Here is a 16,135-nt window from a genome sequence, read left to right as displayed (position 1 = left end):
TCATCATTGCCCCTGCTCTCCCTTGTTGCGTGATGGTTTGACGTCGGCGTAAACTGCCAGAATTTCCGTGCGCGACGAATGTCTCAGCTTGCCGAGTGTCTTTGCCTCGATCTGGCGAATGCGCTCGCGGGTGACATTGAATGCCTGGCCTACTTCTTCGAGTGTCATGCCGTCGGCTCCGCCAAGACCGAATCGCAGGTTCATCACCTTTCGGGCACGAGGCTCGAAGTCGGCGAGCATCCTTTCGATTGCAATCGACAGGCTCTGGTCGACTGCCTTCTGCTCGAGGTCAATTGCAGGATCGACGATCGACAACTGGTGCGGCGTGCTGGGAGCGTCTGCCGTGCCGCATTCTTCCAGGGGAAATACTCGAGCATCCGAACGCATGATCCGTCGAGCCGCTTCAGGCGTCAGTTCAAGTTGCTCCGCGACTTCGTCCACGGAAGCGTCGCCGTCGCGTCCCCTGCTCAGCTCACGGCGGGTCCGGTTGAACAGATTGACCTTCTCGAGCATGTGCACCGGCACACGAATCATGCGGGCCGTGTCTGCGATGCCGCGCGTGATGCTCTGGCGTACCCAGTTCGTTGCATAGGTCGAGAACTTGAAACCGCGCCGGAAATCGAATTTTTCCGCAGCGCGCATGAGACCGAGATTGCCGTCCTGGATGAGATCCTCCAGCGGCAGTCCACGGCCCCGATATTGGTTGGCGACATGCACGGCCAAGCGCAGGTTGGCGCAGACCAGCTGGTCACGAGCTCTTTCGTAGGAAGTAGCCGCATCGGCAATGGTGTCCGCCACGTCCGATGCCATTCCTCGGGCAACCGCCAGCAGCCTGGTCAATTCCTTCGGTCGAGGCCTTGGCACTGCCGCTTCGCGACCGTACTCCTCCATGCCGCCCCGGACGCGTGCGGCATAGGTACGAAAATCGATCTGCCCTTCGCCGTCGTCGCCTTCCTCCACTTCGCCAGCTTCGTCGCCGGCGGCCGTGGAAAATTCGCCGTCGTCGTCGTCAACCGGGGCTTCCTGAGCGGGCGGTTCGCCAGAGGGAAAGGCCAGCGTCCATTGGTCTTCGGGGAGCGACATGAGGGCCCTGACGAGCGACCCGAGCGCCGAATCCATGCGGCGTCCGAGCCGTTCCTCGTCCTCGCGCTTGATGAGTTCCGACTTCCGCGCTCCCGCGACGTGGAAGATGCTTGCGTCAGCAGGCTCCGGGAGGCGTTCCTGAAAGGCGTCGACCGCGTCGAGCACGTCGTCGGAATCCGGCGCTAGCCCGGAGCCGAATGCGGGACTGCCCTGATCCACCAGAACTCCCAGATCGTCCAGAACGGATTGCAGCACGTCGCGGGCACGCTCGATCTGCTGCGGTCCGCAGTCTGCCTCAAGCGCCTGCCAGAAGTCCTCTCCGCTCACCAAGCCGGTACTCAGCCCGTTTGCGATCAAGTGCTCGATCGCGGGCATGTCGCCACGCACGACGGCCGGCCGCTGAAGTTCGACTTCGGGCAGATCGAACTCGACGTCCGACCAGTCCGTCTCCGTGCTTACACGGCGGTGTGCCGCAAGCAGTTGCTGTGCTCGACTGGCTGCGGATGCGCACTCGGCGTCGTGCCTGGGAGGTATGACGGCCTCGTCAGGCACCCATCCGTCGGTGTCATCCGCGCTGCCGTCCCGTACCGGAGAGCTCGTGTCATCCGGAGAAAGGACAGGTACCACGTCTGCCTTTCCCGGTGCAGGTTCCGGGACATCGGTGATGGCGACGAAGGCGGCTTCGATTTCCGCGGCAGAAGTCAACTGACTTGCCGTCTCGTCGGTTGCCGGCGCAACTGCCGCTTCCTGTGCAATTGCGGCGTCGACATCCACGTCCGCAAGACAAGACACGGCGCCCATGCCGGCCGAGTGCCCGTTATCGGTGTCCTCCACGGTCTCGTCGTGCAAGGGAGCGTGCGCCTCGCCGCATGGAATGTCAGACCCCACTCCTGTCGCCATAGATGCTGCCCGCGGCGAGTTTTCCGCGGTGGCGGCGGGCTCGTCCCCAGTAAAGCAGCCAGACTGGCCGCCCGAATCGTTGGCTGCCGGTGCAGTTGCTTTCGAAACCTCGACAACCTCACCGTTCGCATTTACGAAGCGTGAGAGGAAGTCTGCAACCGCCGAATGCCCTTGACTTGCGGCGATCTGCCGGGCCGTCAGACCATTCGGAGCGTTGAGTTCGGGATCCGCACCGGCGTCAAGAAGTTTGACGCAGACCTCGAGCTGGTCATGCATTGCTGCCAGCATCAGGGGCGTCAGTCCTGCACCGTCCCGGCCGTTGACCGGCTCGCCGCGCTGGATGTGCAAAGGGATGGAGTCCGTGGCGCCGGACCGGATCGCGAGCCGGAAAAGAGCGCCGAGCTTCTTCTCAGTAGTCGCTCCAGCTAGCATGGCCGCCGTCCGTCTGAGCAGAACCGGAAGATGCAATTGAGGCAAGATAGTACTTTGGCCATGCGGGCTACAACACCAAACTTAACTGAAGGAAAAACCGATTATGAGGAAGCATTATCTACCATTTGCTGTTCATTAAAACAGGGAGACTGACGAACTAACTATTTTTTTGGGGAACTGTTGTGAAACTGAAATTCGAAGCTTGACGTCGGCTGTCCGGAGAGGCCGATTCCCGCAACTATGGGGTGGACATCGTAAGATGCACAGCGACAATTGCTGTCGCAACAAATCTTTAGGGGAAATATGATCGGCCTCATGCAGACCTCCCAATCCCGCCTGCTGAATCGCCACGGGTCCACTAGATACTCCTGAGCCTATAATTGTAGGTTCAAGGAGAAGTTATGAGCGGCAAGCGGTACACCGAAGAATTCAAGATCGAAGCAGTCAAGCAGGTGACGGAGCGCGGTCATCCGGCCACTGAGGTCGGAGAGCTTCTTCCAGCTACTGAAACGGGAGCGTGTTCGTCGTCGAATCTACGTTTCCCGAGACGAGGCCAAGCAGGACATATTTGACTATATCGAGATGTTCTACAATCCGAAGCGCCGGCACAGCTTCAGCAATGACTTGTCGCCGGTCGAGTACAGAAAGCAGTATTTAAAGCGGCTCTCGAGTGTCTAGCAGAGCTGTGGCGATTCATATGTCGAGCCGTACCATCGCAAGTGCCAGTGGAACTACAACGTGGGACTCTCCGGCTACCTCGGTCACGATCAGGCGGATGAAAGTGTGGGCCGCAAAGGTACCGGACATGTACAATACGTTAATGGCGATCAGGCATCAGCTTAAGGACCTTGCCTCCGTTGCCCGGTCCCATCACGTAGAAAGTAACTATCGCGCAGGCGTCGATAGTCATCATGTGACATGCGCTGGGATCCTCCCAAGCAACACATTCCATGCAGATTTCCTGGCGCCATGGAGCATTGACTGACGTCGAACTGGTGCTGGTGTTCGCCGAGCCCGGCGATCCCCAGTCGGATGAGGTCTACTCCGGACTAGAGAGCGCTGCATTACGCGCACTACTACCGTGGGCGCCAGCAGGACCAGTTCCACCGCGCTCGCGCGGACGGCCCGCGCCTGCCACGATACCCCGGTGCGATGCGCACCACGCCAGGGTTCTATGTACTCCAGCGCGGCCGATCGGACCGCAGCACGGGAGCGCGGCATTTACGCTACCAGCACCTCGTCGGTCTCGTCGGGCGTGGACGACGCCTCGGCGGCGGCGCCGTGCAAGGAAAACGAGACCACGAACTCGCTGGCCACGATGTCGAACTTGGTCGCATCGCTGAAGTCGATGTCCGCGAGCGTCGAGATCTCGTCGCTCGCGTTGACCAGGAACAGCTCATAGGTGCCACGGTTCGCGCGCGCGAAAGCGTACTCGTTACTGCTCAGATGGATCCGGTTGTGCGTGTAACGCTTCACTTCCGCATAGCGCCAGCTTCTTCCCTGGTCGGGTGAATAGCGGATGTCATAGCCGTCACCGTCGCGCAGCTCGGCGACGTGCTCGACAAACCGCTTGCCGTACTTCTTCACTAGGCTCGCGAAGACGATTCGTTCCGCATGCGCGCCGGTGGCGCGGTTGCGCGCATCATGGTCGGGATTGAAGCGAGACGAATCCGGTGGCCGCGTGCCGCCGCCGCGGGAACCGGACGGGGCCATCGGGATCGCGTTTGTGGCCGGCAATGGTTTCTCAGTTACCGCAGGCGTTGGGGATGTCCGCTCAGGACCGGCGGCGCGCTCGGCGCCCTGCGCGCGCAGATGCGCCAGGCCACCTTCAAAGAACAGCATGCTTCTGGCCGTCGCCGGCAACGATGCCAGCTCGTCGGCCGTGTACGCGCCGCGCTGCGCGCGGTAGTGCTGCTCATAATCCTGTGCCGGGACGAGCGCCAGTGCGTCCAGCCCGAAAGACTTGACGTGGTCGGCCAGCAGCGCCTCGTAGTCGGGCGCCAGATCCTCCCGGTGGCGCCCCGCCGCTACAGCGATCCAGCGGGTGTCCTCGAACGCGGCGAGCGTGTCCAGGAACCGGGCGCGCTCCGGCCAATCCCGGCCGTCCAGCCGCCGCCACGCACTGTAGGCGAAGGTCCCGAACGCGCCATGCAGCATATCGGTCAGACCGCGGCGGTGGTAGTCGGCGAAGTCCACCTTATCCAGCGCGACCTGGTTGAATGCGGACGGCTGCACCTGCAGGGCGTCGAAGATCCGCTTCAGGAGCGCGGTGTCGGGTGCGGCCACGAGACGCTCGACATCCAGGTCCGCCGCCTCGATACCGTACTCGCCGAGTTCGCACCACAGGGCCGCGCAGGCTTCGCGTGTAAAGCTGCCGACGGCGCCACCGCTGCGCGCTGCCCACACGGCGGACCAGAATACGTCCGTCGGGCTGGCCATGCCGAGGAGCTGGCGGGCGTCGTGCAGCGTGTCATCGCCCAGCGCATTGCGCGCTAGGTGCTGGACCTCGGAAAGTGGATCCTTGAACACGCCGCGGAACTCGGCCCAGTGCTCGCCCACGGTGAAAACGGCGGCGACGATATCAGCGAAGGTGTCGCAAAAGTGGGGATCGCGTTCGAGGTCGGCGAGAGAGGCCGTCGGATCGACCTTGATCAGGTAAGTTGTGCCATCACGCACGTAATCGTTCAAACCCAGGGACAGCGAGGCGCCGTCGACCCGGCAGTGTAGTTCCGCACACAGGATCAACTTCAGCCTATTCAGGCGGGCCGCCTCATTGGCCTGGCCGTTCTTGAGCGGCTGGATCCTGTAGGCCAGGATGAAGGGCAGTTTTTCGCGCAGTGTCGCCGTCAGCGCCTGCGTAAGCGCCGTCAGGGCGGCGTAGCTGTCGACCTCCAACGCCAAGTCGTTCAGGCTGTTGACGCCGAAGCATGCAGGGATCACGGCGGCGCCGCCGCGGCGCGGGTAGTCGAGCATCGCGTAGCTGCTGACGACCTTGCGCGGCAGCCGGATGTTGTCTGAATAGTAGACCTGATCCTGCGGGAAGTACGCGCCATGCTCGCCGCGGTAGGCGAACAGTGGTACGTCCGCTGGCAGCGCAAGCTTGTGCACGGCATAATGCTGTCGGACCAGTCGGTAAATACGCTGGGTCCGCCTACCCTTCGGATCGGCGTCCGGCAGCTTGCGCAACACGGCGGCCACGGCCTCGGGCGGCAGGTCCTCGAATTGCTCCTTCGCGCCGAGGCTTGCCAGTACCGCTTCGATGTCGCGCCGTGTGATGTCCGCCTCGGCCAGGCCGGGCGCTGCGAAATCGAACACGAAAGGATTGATCAGTTCGGCGGCAGGCAGGTCGCGGTTGAGGACAAAGTGGTCGAACAGGCCTGCGGCCTTCAGTTGGAAGTACAGATACGACGGCTTGCGCGACAGCGCGTGCTGGTATGTGCCGCCGCGCTCGTTCACCTGCGCGTAATCGAACCTGTCGGGATTGTCGAGGCTCAGGCGCGCCCGCGCGACGCCGTCCCGGATCAGCCACTCGACCAGGTCCTCGCGCGGCATCATGGCCAGCATCTTCACCAAGTCGGCATCCGGGATGCTCATGCACTCTACTTTGTGCTCGCGATACGAAGGCGGACGCCCCATGAGGTCCAGAACATGGCGACCGTAGCGCTGCAAGCCGGCGGCGTCGCGCACCGGCATGTAACGGACGAAGCGATTCACGCCAAGCCATGCGAATACGCGTTCGAGCAGCACCGGGTCGGCAGCGGCGACCTTGCCGCCGAACTCCGACGGTGGCGCCAGAAAGCGGTCGGGGCGGTGGACTTTGGCGAAGAGGCGCTCGGTATGCGCGCCGGTGGGGTAGACGCCGGACAGGAACAGCTCGCGTGCATCGACCACGTCGAGATCGGTATTGAGCAGCGGAACGCTGGTATCCGGCGGGAGGGACGCCGGGTCACCGCTGGTGAAGTTCTCCAGCATGGCCGCGACCATGACCCCGATGATCTCGGGCGCCTCCACGCGCGGTTGGCGTAATTCAACCGTCGCCGCCCGTATGATCGAGCGGATGATCTGCGCCGGTTCATAACTGTGCACCGTCGTGACCGACTTCAGGGCGCGCTGGACTTCGCGTGCCTTGTCACTGGACAGGACACCCAGGCGCGCCGCCAAGCCCGCAAACAGTGGCTGGCTCATGAAATCGATGTTGACGAAGGGCGGCAGCGAGACTTCAGTGTCGCCGCCCGTACGCGGGGTATAGGCGTCGGTGTCGGCGTCGATTAGCATTCCCTGTTCATTGACCAGCAGCGCATATTTGCCTGCCAGCGCGGGCTCGGCGCAGAGGATGCTGATCAAGTCCACGCGGTGCGCGAGCTCGTGCCCTAGCAGGCGTGCGCTCAGCTCATTGACCGCATCCACGAAGGTGGGAGAAGTGGAAAAGGTCTGATACCTGGCCGTGTAGTCCGCATTCTCCACCCCGGGGTAGGCCAGTGCCGGGAACAGCGCGCCGCAGCCGGCCATGAGCACTAGCTCGGAAAAGGCGTCGCCCAGGTAGTACACGTCGCAGGCCTTGCGGTATTGGCCGTCGACGCAGGGGAACACAGCCAGATCGCTCAGGGCCTGGTCGAGCTGGCGATAGAAACCGAGGGCGCCGAGCACCTCGTTCGCGTTTCGATAGTGCAGCAGCCGCACCTGGATCCACGGGTCGGTCGCGCCATCCTTTAGCGCGCGGGCCGTGCTGACGATCAGATTGACGAGTCGGGTCAGCAGGAACTCATTGCGTGGCGACTGGATCAGCTGGTTGCGCGAACTGTCGAGATCGAAGGTGCCATGTACGACCATCGGCAGGTCCAGGCTGACCTGGGTGGGGAAGAAGGTGTAGAGCACCCGAGCACCCTTGCTGAGCCCGTCCGTCGTGGCCAGCTTCAGGCTGTACCACTCTTCCTCGGCCTTGTCGGCGTTCTGGTAGTCGTCGGGCAGAGGCGCTTCGTCCTCGTGCAGCTGCCACCGGTCGGCGCCGAGAACGACGGTGGCGCCGTCCAGTTTTCTGTGCAAGGTCCTGCTCTCGCCGTCGTGCTCGATGATGACGGTATGGATGTGATTCAAGAATAGCAGGCATTCGGGCTGCAGGCTCGCGAGCTGGGCCTTGATCCCGTCGAGAAACGCGGGGCGGTAGTCAATGGCGATTTCCGTGGTCCACTCACTGGCGGCCCGGTCGGCGAATTCGGGCACGGCGAGGAACGCCAATGGCACTGCCTCGGCACCGAAGTTGCGCTCCTGGCGGATCTGCCGGCGCGTCTCCTCGTCGAACAGCTGCTCGAAGGTGCGACGCGCGATCGCTTCAGAAAACGTGACGCTCACGGGGCCGCTGTCGATGGTGACCCGATGCGCCCAATTGACCAGTGAGCGAAACCCCAGCCCCTTGTTGCCGATGTACTTGACCTTGGTCTTCGAGCTCATATTCGCGAGCATCAAGGACTGAATGCCCGCAAGTGAGAACGGAACGCCGTGATTGGCGATCGTCAAACGCGATTGATGCTCGTCCAGCCGGATCAGGACGGTCTCCGACTCCTCGTCGTCCGCATTCTGCAGCATTTCCAGGATCTGACGTCCGTTGTATTCGCCCATCAGCTGGCGCTCGCGATAGTAGTCGCTGATCATCCGTGCACGTGTTTCGCGATAGGTCTTGAGCTGATCGCGGATCAGCGCACTGAGGGCTTCTTTCATCGGGAAATGGGGTATTACCGGACGCAGTTGGAGAGCCTGACAGCATGCCACAGTATTGCCGCTGGGAACAGGATCAAGAATGCCCCAGATCGCGGAGCGCGACGCGTGCCGTTGCTCCAAACGGGCCGCCGTGGTTTTCCGGCTGGATTAGCACTGAGCGTGCTTGCACGATTTTTTGGGAAGAAACCGACGTATCGCTCGGTTTCAAATTGGCATCCATGGCTCAGGAAACAAAAAACCCGCAAGCCTCATCGTGCTTGCGGGTTCTCTGAAAGTTGAAGGTTTCCCTAAAACTATTGTCTTGGCGGAGACGGTGGGATTCGAACCCACGATACGGGTATAAGCCATATGCATCCTTAGCAGGGATGTGCCTTCGGCCACTCGGCCACGTCTCCAATCAGAACCAACCGGTTTCGGTCAGCGCTGAGTGCAAGCATCTTAAGGGCTGGACCTCATCGCGTCAAGAACGCACGCCCAAAAATTTTGAAATTTGTTAACCTTGCTCGAGGTTAAAAGCCTTGTGCAGCGCACGGACGGCCAGTTCCATGTATTTCTCGTCGATCAGCACCGAGATCTTGATCTCCGAGGTCGAGATCATCTGGATATTGATGCCCTCTTCCGACAAGGTACGGAACATCTGCGACGCCACGCCGACGTGGCTGCGCATGCCCACGCCCACCGCCGACACCTTCGACACCTTGGCGTCGCCCAGGACTTTGGTCGCGCCAAGCGCCTGCTGCTGGTTCTCCAGCACGCCCATCGCGCGCACGTAGTCGCCGCGCGGCACGGTGAAGGTGAAGTCGGTCTTGCCGTCCACCGACTGGTTCTGGATGATCATGTCGACTTCGATATTGGCATCGGCGATCGGTCCCAGGATGTGATACGCCACGCCCGGCTTGTCCGGCACGCCCAGGACGGTGATCTTTGCTTCGTCGCGATTGAACGCGATGCCGGAGATGACGGCTTGTTCCATATTGCTTTCTTCCTCAAACGAAATCAGGGTGCCGGACTGGGCTTCTTCTTCCAGCGGCATCAGGGGATCGGTCAGCGACGACAGCACGCGCGTCGGCACCTGGTAGTTACCGGCGAACTCGACCGAGCGAGTCTGCAGCACCTTCGAGCCCAGCGAGGCCAGTTCGAGCATTTCCTCGAACGTGATCTTCGACAGGCGGCGCGCCTCGTCCACCACGCGCGGGTCGGTCGTGTAGACGCCGTCGACGTCAGTGTAGATCAGGCATTCCTCGGCCTTCAGCGCGGCCGCAATCGCCACTGCAGAAGTATCCGAGCCGCCGCGGCCCAGCGTCGAGATATTGCCTTCTTCATCCACGCCCTGGAAGCCGGTGATGATGACGATCTTGCCAGCCGCGACATCGCGCAGCACGCGGCTGTCGTCGATCGACTGGATGCGCGCCTTGGTGAACGAGGAGTCGGTGCGGATGCCCGCCTGCCAGCCGGTGTAGGACACCGCATCCTTGCCGATGGCCAGCAGCGCCATGGCCAGGAGGCCAACCGACACCTGCTCGCCGGTCGAGGCGATCATGTCCAGTTCGCGCGGGTCCGGTTGCGGCATGATTTCCTTGGCCAGACCAATCAGTCGGTTGGTCTCGCCCGACATTGCGGACGGCACAACGACGATTTGGTGACCTGCGTCATGCCACTTGGCCACCCGGGCCGCGACATTCTTGATACGGTCCGTCGAGCCCATCGACGTCCCGCCATATTTGTGGACAATTAAAGCCATATCAGGAAGGGTTCCAGCTTGTGTAAAGAGAAAAGAGGACCCTAAATGTAGCATGCTGCAACGCGGCATCACAAGGCTTGGAGAACGAAAAAGCTATATGGAAAGAAAATAACTTAATGCGTTTTCGGAATACACTTGCCTATACAATCCCGCGTCAGCTCACTTCCCAACGCAGTCCGATCAGCTCCTGGCCGCTTGCCGACCAGTGCCGGCAGTCCATGCCGATGCCTGCCGCGAACAGCAGGTCGAGGTTGCGGCTGACGGTCGGCAAGCGCTCGCGCTCCCACGCCGGCACGCCCAGCGCCTGGTAATGCGCCTTCAGGCCGCGCGATGGCCGGTTGCCCGCGAGCTTGAGCTTTTCCCCGCCCTTGCGAAAATCGAGCGTCAGCGTCTGCGCGCGCAGCCAGGCAGGATCGAAGCCCTGCTCCGCCCGCTCGAAGTGCAGCACCCCACCGTAGTCCGGGAAGGCGATCGACGCCTCGCCCTGCCAGCGGAAGGTTTGCCCTTCCCTGTAGAGCACGCCGATATCGTCCGGATCGCGCATACCCGCCAGGTCCGGCAGGTGCGGAGTCAAGTAGAGCTTGCCGCGATGGCGGCGAATATGGCAGTCCGGATGCGTGACCTTCAATTGCGCATCCTCGCGCGCCGAGAACAGCTGCGACACCATCTCGTTCAGCCATGCCGTCGACGGCATCGCCAATCCGCGCACCGAGAACAGATGCCGCATGAAGTTGTCGATGCGGTCCGCGCTCAGTCCGCCAAGATAGGCCAGGTCGATGGCGTCGCCATCCTGGCAAGCCGCCAGGTCCTGGGCCGCCAGCTCGTCGAGCAGGCGCTGGGCCGAGGCCACGTGGGCTGCGCCGCGCGCCAACCGCGCCTGAAAGCCGGGGAAGTTCGTCGCCAGCGCCGGCATCACCTGGTGGCGCAGCGCATTGCGGGTATAGCGTGGATCCTGATTCGATTCATCCTCGACCCAGGCCAGCGCGTGCTCGCCCGCGAACGCCTCCAGCGCCGCGCGCGGCTGCGACAACAGCGGACGCGCCAGCGCCAGGTCGGGCACGCCCAAGAGGCCCGGCGCGAGATTGTCCGTATCCATGCCCGACAGCCCGGCGGCGCCCGAACCGCGCAGCAATTGCAGCAGCACGGTCTCGGCCTGGTCGTCCAGGTGATGGGCGGTGAGCAGCAGTTTGACGTCGTGCGCGCGGCACATCTCGCCCAGCGCGGCGTAGCGCAGTTTGCGCGCCGCGGCCTCGACGCCGGAACCGTCGTGCGGGATCGTCACGCGGCGATGGTCGAAGCCGATGCCCAGCGCCGCCGCACTGCGCTCGCAATGCGCCACCCAATCGTCGGCATGCTGGCTCAGTCCATGATGCACGTGGAAGGCATGCAGCCGCACGCCCTGCTGTGCGCACCAGTCGTGCGCCAGCCGCAGCAAGACCATCGAATCGAGGCCGCCGCTACAGGCAACTGCTATGGATTGGGGAGAGTATTTGTCGCGCAGGCCGAGCATGGCCTGCGCAAACGTTGCCGGGACCAGCCCGGCCGGGTTGGCCCCGCGTTTGGAACGGCTCAGAGGATCACTCCTCGCGCGGCAGCGTTTCCTTGAACTTGCCATAGCTCATCAGCTTCGCGTGACGGGCTTCCTGCAAGTCCTTGGTCTTCATGCCCTGGAACTGGCGCAGCGAATCGGCCAGTGCGCGCTTGAGCAGCTGCGCCATCTGGGCCGGATCGCGATGGGCGCCGCCCAGCGGTTCGCTGACGATCTTGTCGACCAGGCCCATCGCCTTCAGGCGGTGCGCGGTCAGGCCCAGGGCTTCGGCGGCGTCGGACGCGCGTTCCGAAGTCTTCCACAGGATCGAGGCGCAGCCTTCCGGCGAGATCACGGAATAGGTGGAGTACTGCAGCATCAGCACGGCGTCGCCGACGGCGATCGCCAGCGCGCCGCCCGAACCGCCTTCGCCGATGATGGTGGCGATCAGCGGCACCTTTAGTTCGGCCATGACATACAGGTTGTGGCCGATGGCTTCCGACTGGCCGCGCTCTTCGGCGTCAATGCCGGGGAAAGCACCCGGGGTGTCGACGAAGGTGAAGATCGGCAGGCCGAACTTCTCGGCCAGCTTCATCAGGCGCATCGCCTTGCGGTAGCCTTCGGGTTTCGGCATGCCGAAGTTGCGCATCGCGCGCTCTTTGGTGTCGCGACCCTTCTGGTGACCGATCACCATGCATGGCTGGCCATTGAAACGGGCCAGGCCGCCGATGATCGACTGGTCGTCGGCGAAGGTGCGGTCGCCGTGCAGCTCATGGAAATCGGTGAAGATCGCGTTCACGTAGTCCATCGTGTAAGGACGCTGCGGGTGACGCGCGATCTGCGACACTTGCCACGGAGTCAGCTTGGCATAGATGTCCTTGGTGAGCTGCTGGCTCTTCTTGTCCAGGCGATCGATCTCTTCGGAGATGTCGACAGCGGAATCGTCTTGTACGAAACGCAGCTCTTCAATCTTGGAATCGAGCTCGGCAATCGGCTGCTCAAAATTGAGGAAAGTTGTTTTAGTCATTGTACCTCCGGGGTAATGTCTTGGCCGCGCTCCGTTATGCGCGGCCGATCAGGGCGCTATTCTACCGTAAGCCGACAGCGTATCGAACGCCCGAATTGCTCAGTTGGCGGGCAAAACCGGGTCCAGGCTGCGCCACAAATACCAAGTAGCAACCGTGCGCCAGGGTTCCCAGTTGGCGGAGACCTCGCGCGCATCGCTGCGCGAGACCGGTTCGCCCGAGAAATAGTTTTGGCTAATGCCCTGGATCAGGCCGGGGTCGTCCAGTGGCAGGACGTTCGGCCGCAGCAGATTAAATATCAAAAACATCTCGGCTGTCCAGCGCGTGATGCCGCGGATCTGGACCAGCTCGGCGATGACGGCTTCGTCATCCATTTCCGACCACAGGTCGGCATGCACCCGCTTGGCCTTGAAATGGTCAGCCAGGTCGAGGATGTATTCGGTCTTGCGCTTGGACAGGCCGCAGCCCGACAGTTCCACCGCGCCCAGCTTGATCACCTGGCTCGGCGCCAGTTTTGGGCAGACGGCGAGCAATTTGCCCCAGGCCAGGTCGGCCGCCTTTGGGGTCACCTGCTGGCCGACGATCGAACGGGCCAACGTGATGAACGGGTCGGGCTGGCCGCGCAGGTGCAGGTCGCCGAACTGGGGGATCAGCTTGTTCATGATGCGGTCGCGCTGCATCAGTTCGCGCTTGGCCTCGGCCCAGTAGATCGGCACCGCCAGCGCATCCTGCGCCGGCAATGCCGACGACTCCACGCTGGCGCCTGCGGCGGCGCCGCCGGCCTTGTCCTTGTTGGCTGCCATTATGCGCGGCGCCAGGTCGTTCCGTCGGCCTTGTCTTCCAGGACGATGCCGGCTGCCGTGAGTTCCTTGCGGATCGCGTCGGCCTGGGCGAAGTCGCGGGCGGCCTTGGCGGCCGCGCGGCGCGCGATCGCGTCAAGGATTGCCGCTTCGTCGAGCCCGCCTTCGCCCGGCGTGCCGGCCTGCAGGAAAGCTTGCGGCGCACGTTCGAGCAGACCCAGCACGGCGGCCAGCGCCTTCAGCTGGCGTGCAGTCTCCACCGACTTGCTGCGGTTGACTTCGCTCGCCAGGTCGAACAGTTCGGCCACCGCCAGCGGGGTGTTGAAATCGTCGTCCATCGCGTCGCGGAAGCGCTTGGCGTGCGCTTCGTCCCAGTTGACGGCGAGTTCGCCATCGCCCAGGTCGATATCGTTCAGCGCCGTGTACAGGCGCGTCAGCGCGCCCTTGGCGTCGTCGATGTGCACATCCGAGTAATTCAACGGACTGCGATAGTGGGCGCGCAGGATGAAGAAGCGCACCACTTCGGCGTCGTACTTGGCGAGGACTTCACGGATGGTGAAGAAGTTGCCCAGCGATTTGGACATCTTCTCGTTATCGACGCGCACGAAGCCGTTATGGATCCAGTAGTTGACCATCGGGCCGCCGAAGGCGCCTTCGGATTGCGCGATCTCGTTCTCGTGGTGCGGGAACTGCAGGTCGGCGCCGCCGCCGTGGATGTCGAAGTGTTCGCTGAGCGTGGCGCACGACATGGCCGAGCACTCGATGTGCCAGCCCGGACGGCCTTGGCCCCACTGTGAATCCCATTTGGCCTCGGCCGGTTCGGATTCCTTGGCCGCCTTCCACAGCACAAAGTCGAGCGGATCGCGCTTGCCGGTATTGACGTCGACACGCTCGCCGGCGCGCAGGTCGTCCAGCGACTTGCCGGACAGCTTGCCATAGCCTTCGAAGCCGCGCACGGCGTAGTTGACGTCGCCCTCTTCGGTTTTATACGCCAGCCCTTTTTGTTCGAGCTTCTCGATGATCGACAGCATGTGCGGCACGTATTCGGTCGCGCGCGGCACGACGGTCGGCGGCAGGATGCCAAGCGCGGCCGTGTCTTCGTCCATGTATTTTTCGAAGCGCGAGGTCAGCGCACCGATGGTCTCGCCATTCTCGACCGCGCGCTTGATGATCTTGTCGTCGATATCGGTGATGTTGCGCACGTAGTTGACGTCGTAGCCGGACACCATCAGCCAGCGGTACACGACGTCGAAAGCCATCATCATCCGCGCGTGGCCGACGTGGCAGTAATCGTAGATGGTCATGCCGCACACATACATGCCGACCTTGCCGGTGACCTTGGGAACGAATACCTGCTTGTCACGCGCTAGCGTGTTGTAAATCTTGAGTTGGCTCATTGAATTCCGTAACGGAAGAGGAGCGCCGGGCGCGGTACAGGCCGCAACCTCCGGCGCAGCAACAGCAATGCTGGTGCGCCCTGGACGGGTGCGGCGTCGGGTTCGCCTGGCTCCTCGGTGTTGTTCTTATTTGATAGAATGGGACGTTGCTCTGCGAACGCCTTTTCGTAAAGTATAGCATTGATAAAATCCCGGCTGGCCGCCTACGGTCCAGCTTTATTTTTGGGGAAAACCCTTGACAGCGCCTTGCGCGAGGTCCATCAGAGGAAGCCAGATGTCGTCATCGATCACCCGCCGTTCCCTGCTCGCCCGCATGACGGGCGCTACCGCCGCGCTGGCCTGCGGCCTGCTGTTCTCGGCTCCCGTGCTGGCCCAGGAAGCCGCCGAACAGGCGACAACGCCAGAGGCCGCCGCGGCGCCAGCCATGGTCGGCCCGCAATATGCGATCAAGACCACCATGGGCGAAATCGTCGTCCAGCTGGACCAGGAAAAAGCCCCAAAAACCGTCGCCAACTTCGCCGCCTACGCCAAGTCGGGCTTTTATAAAGGCACGATCTTCCACCGCGTGATCGACGGCTTCATGATCCAGGGCGGCGGCATGAACGAGAAGTTCGAGGGCCGCAAGACCCTCAAGCCGGTGAAGAACGAGTCGGATAACGGCCTGTCAAACCAGCCCTACACCATCTCGATGGCGCGCGAGGACAATCCCGACAGCGCGACCTCGCAGTGGTTCATCAACGTCGCCGACAATTCCGGCATCGACCATCCCTTCGTCAAGGGCTCGGGCTATACCGTGTTCGGCAAGGTCGTGAAGGGCCAGGAGGTGGTCGACAAGATCAAGGGCGTGGTCGTCGACGACGTGCGCGGCATGCAGAACGTGCCGGTCGTGCCGATCAAGATTACCAACGTCACCCTGCTCAAGGGCGACAAGCTAGTAAAATAACGGTTTTGCCGCAGCTGCAATACTGAGCAAACAACAACCCATAGAACAGGACAAACCATGACGACTATCCTCATCACCACCAACCAGGGCAATATCACCGCCGAGCTGGACGCCGAAAAAGCACCGAAGACCGTTGCCAACTTCCTCGACTACGTGGGTAAAGGCCACTTCGCCAACACCATCTTCCACCGCGTGATCAAGGACTTCATGATCCAGGGTGGCGGTTTCGAACCAGGCATGAAGCAGAAGCCGGCCGACGCGACTGTCGAGAACGAAGCCAAGAACGGCCTCAAGAATGACAAGTACACGCTGGCCATGGCCCGCACCTCGGCGCCGCACTCGGCATCGGCCCAGTTCTTCATCAACACCAAGAACAACGCCTTCCTCGACTACCCGGGCCAGGACGGCTGGGGCTACGCCGTGTTCGGCACCGTGACCGAAGGCAAGGAAGTGGTCGACGCGATCAACGGCGTCAAGACCAGCCGCAGCGGCATGCACTCGGACGTGCCGGTCGACGCGGTCATCATCGAAAAGATCGAAGTGCTGTAATGCGCGGCGCGCACCAGCACGG

Annotated in this window: 9 protein-coding genes, 1 tRNA gene and 1 pseudogene; 3 read left to right on the top strand and 8 right to left on the bottom strand. The window is 62.4% G+C overall.

Annotated features, from left to right (window positions below; translation table 11 throughout):
• Positions 1-3: 3 nt before the first annotated feature.
• A complete protein-coding gene (gene mzaA / locus SOM28_RS17610) occupies positions 4-2,415 on the bottom strand; it encodes an MZA anti-phage system associated sigma-70 family RNA polymerase sigma factor MzaA (RefSeq protein ID WP_320468889.1) in 2,412 nt (803 codons plus the stop codon).
• Between the two features lie 483 nt (positions 2,416-2,898).
• Here mzaA and SOM28_RS17605 point away from each other — a divergent pair.
• Positions 2,899-3,093, top strand: a pseudogene (locus tag SOM28_RS17605) (IS3 family transposase); the annotation flags it as partial.
• 543 nt (positions 3,094-3,636) lie between these two features.
• Here the strand turns inward: SOM28_RS17605 and SOM28_RS17600 are convergent.
• The 7 genes from SOM28_RS17600 to cysS all read right to left on the bottom strand — a co-directional run bounded on the left by SOM28_RS17600 (position 3,637) and on the right by cysS (position 14,621).
• Positions 3,637-8,130 carry a protein NO VEIN domain-containing protein gene (locus SOM28_RS17600; protein WP_320468888.1) on the bottom strand — a complete coding sequence of 1,498 codons (4,494 nt, stop codon included), beginning with the start codon at positions 8,128-8,130 and terminating at the stop codon, positions 3,637-3,639.
• Between the two features lie 302 nt (positions 8,131-8,432).
• Positions 8,433-8,525, bottom strand: a tRNA-Ser gene (locus SOM28_RS17595).
• Positions 8,526-8,623: 98 nt separating this feature from the next.
• Positions 8,624-9,871 (bottom strand): aspartate kinase, encoded by a 1,248-nt coding sequence (locus tag SOM28_RS17590; protein WP_320468887.1) that lies wholly within the window; start codon positions 9,869-9,871, stop codon positions 8,624-8,626.
• Positions 9,872-10,025: 154 nt separating this feature from the next.
• Entirely contained in the window at positions 10,026-11,381 is a 1,356-nt protein-coding gene (tilS, locus tag SOM28_RS17585; protein ID WP_320468886.1) for a tRNA lysidine(34) synthetase TilS, read from the bottom strand.
• A gap of 67 nt (positions 11,382-11,448) precedes the next feature.
• Positions 11,449-12,426 (bottom strand): acetyl-CoA carboxylase carboxyltransferase subunit alpha, encoded by a 978-nt coding sequence (locus SOM28_RS17580; protein ID WP_123072243.1) that lies wholly within the window; start codon positions 12,424-12,426, stop codon positions 11,449-11,451.
• 99 nt (positions 12,427-12,525) lie between these two features.
• Positions 12,526-13,227 carry a DNA-3-methyladenine glycosylase family protein gene (locus SOM28_RS17575; protein ID WP_123072244.1) on the bottom strand — a complete coding sequence of 234 codons (702 nt, stop codon included), beginning with the start codon at positions 13,225-13,227 and terminating at the stop codon, positions 12,526-12,528.
• The gene (gene cysS / locus SOM28_RS17570; protein ID WP_320468885.1) at positions 13,227-14,621 is read right to left on the bottom strand and encodes a cysteine--tRNA ligase; all 1,395 of its coding nucleotides are present in this window, start codon (positions 14,619-14,621) and stop codon (positions 13,227-13,229) included. The genes SOM28_RS17575 and cysS overlap by 1 nt, the downstream gene beginning before the upstream one ends.
• Positions 14,622-14,895: 274 nt before the next feature.
• Here cysS and SOM28_RS17565 point away from each other — a divergent pair, with 274 nt between their 5' ends.
• Positions 14,896-15,564, top strand: coding sequence for a peptidylprolyl isomerase (locus SOM28_RS17565; protein ID WP_320468884.1), 669 nt, complete (start codon positions 14,896-14,898; stop codon positions 15,562-15,564).
• 57 nt (positions 15,565-15,621) lie between these two features.
• Positions 15,622-16,113 carry a peptidylprolyl isomerase gene (locus tag SOM28_RS17560; protein WP_123072246.1) on the top strand — a complete coding sequence of 164 codons (492 nt, stop codon included), beginning with the start codon at positions 15,622-15,624 and terminating at the stop codon, positions 16,111-16,113.
• Positions 16,114-16,135 lie beyond the last annotated feature (22 nt).

Source organism: Massilia sp. CFBP9026, assembly GCF_034045165.1.
GTDB classification, from domain to species: Bacteria; Pseudomonadota; Gammaproteobacteria; order Burkholderiales; family Burkholderiaceae_D; genus Telluria; species Telluria arenae.
The sequence above is the reverse complement of the archived record's forward strand: the minus strand, read 5'-3'. Positions and strand labels throughout refer to the sequence as shown.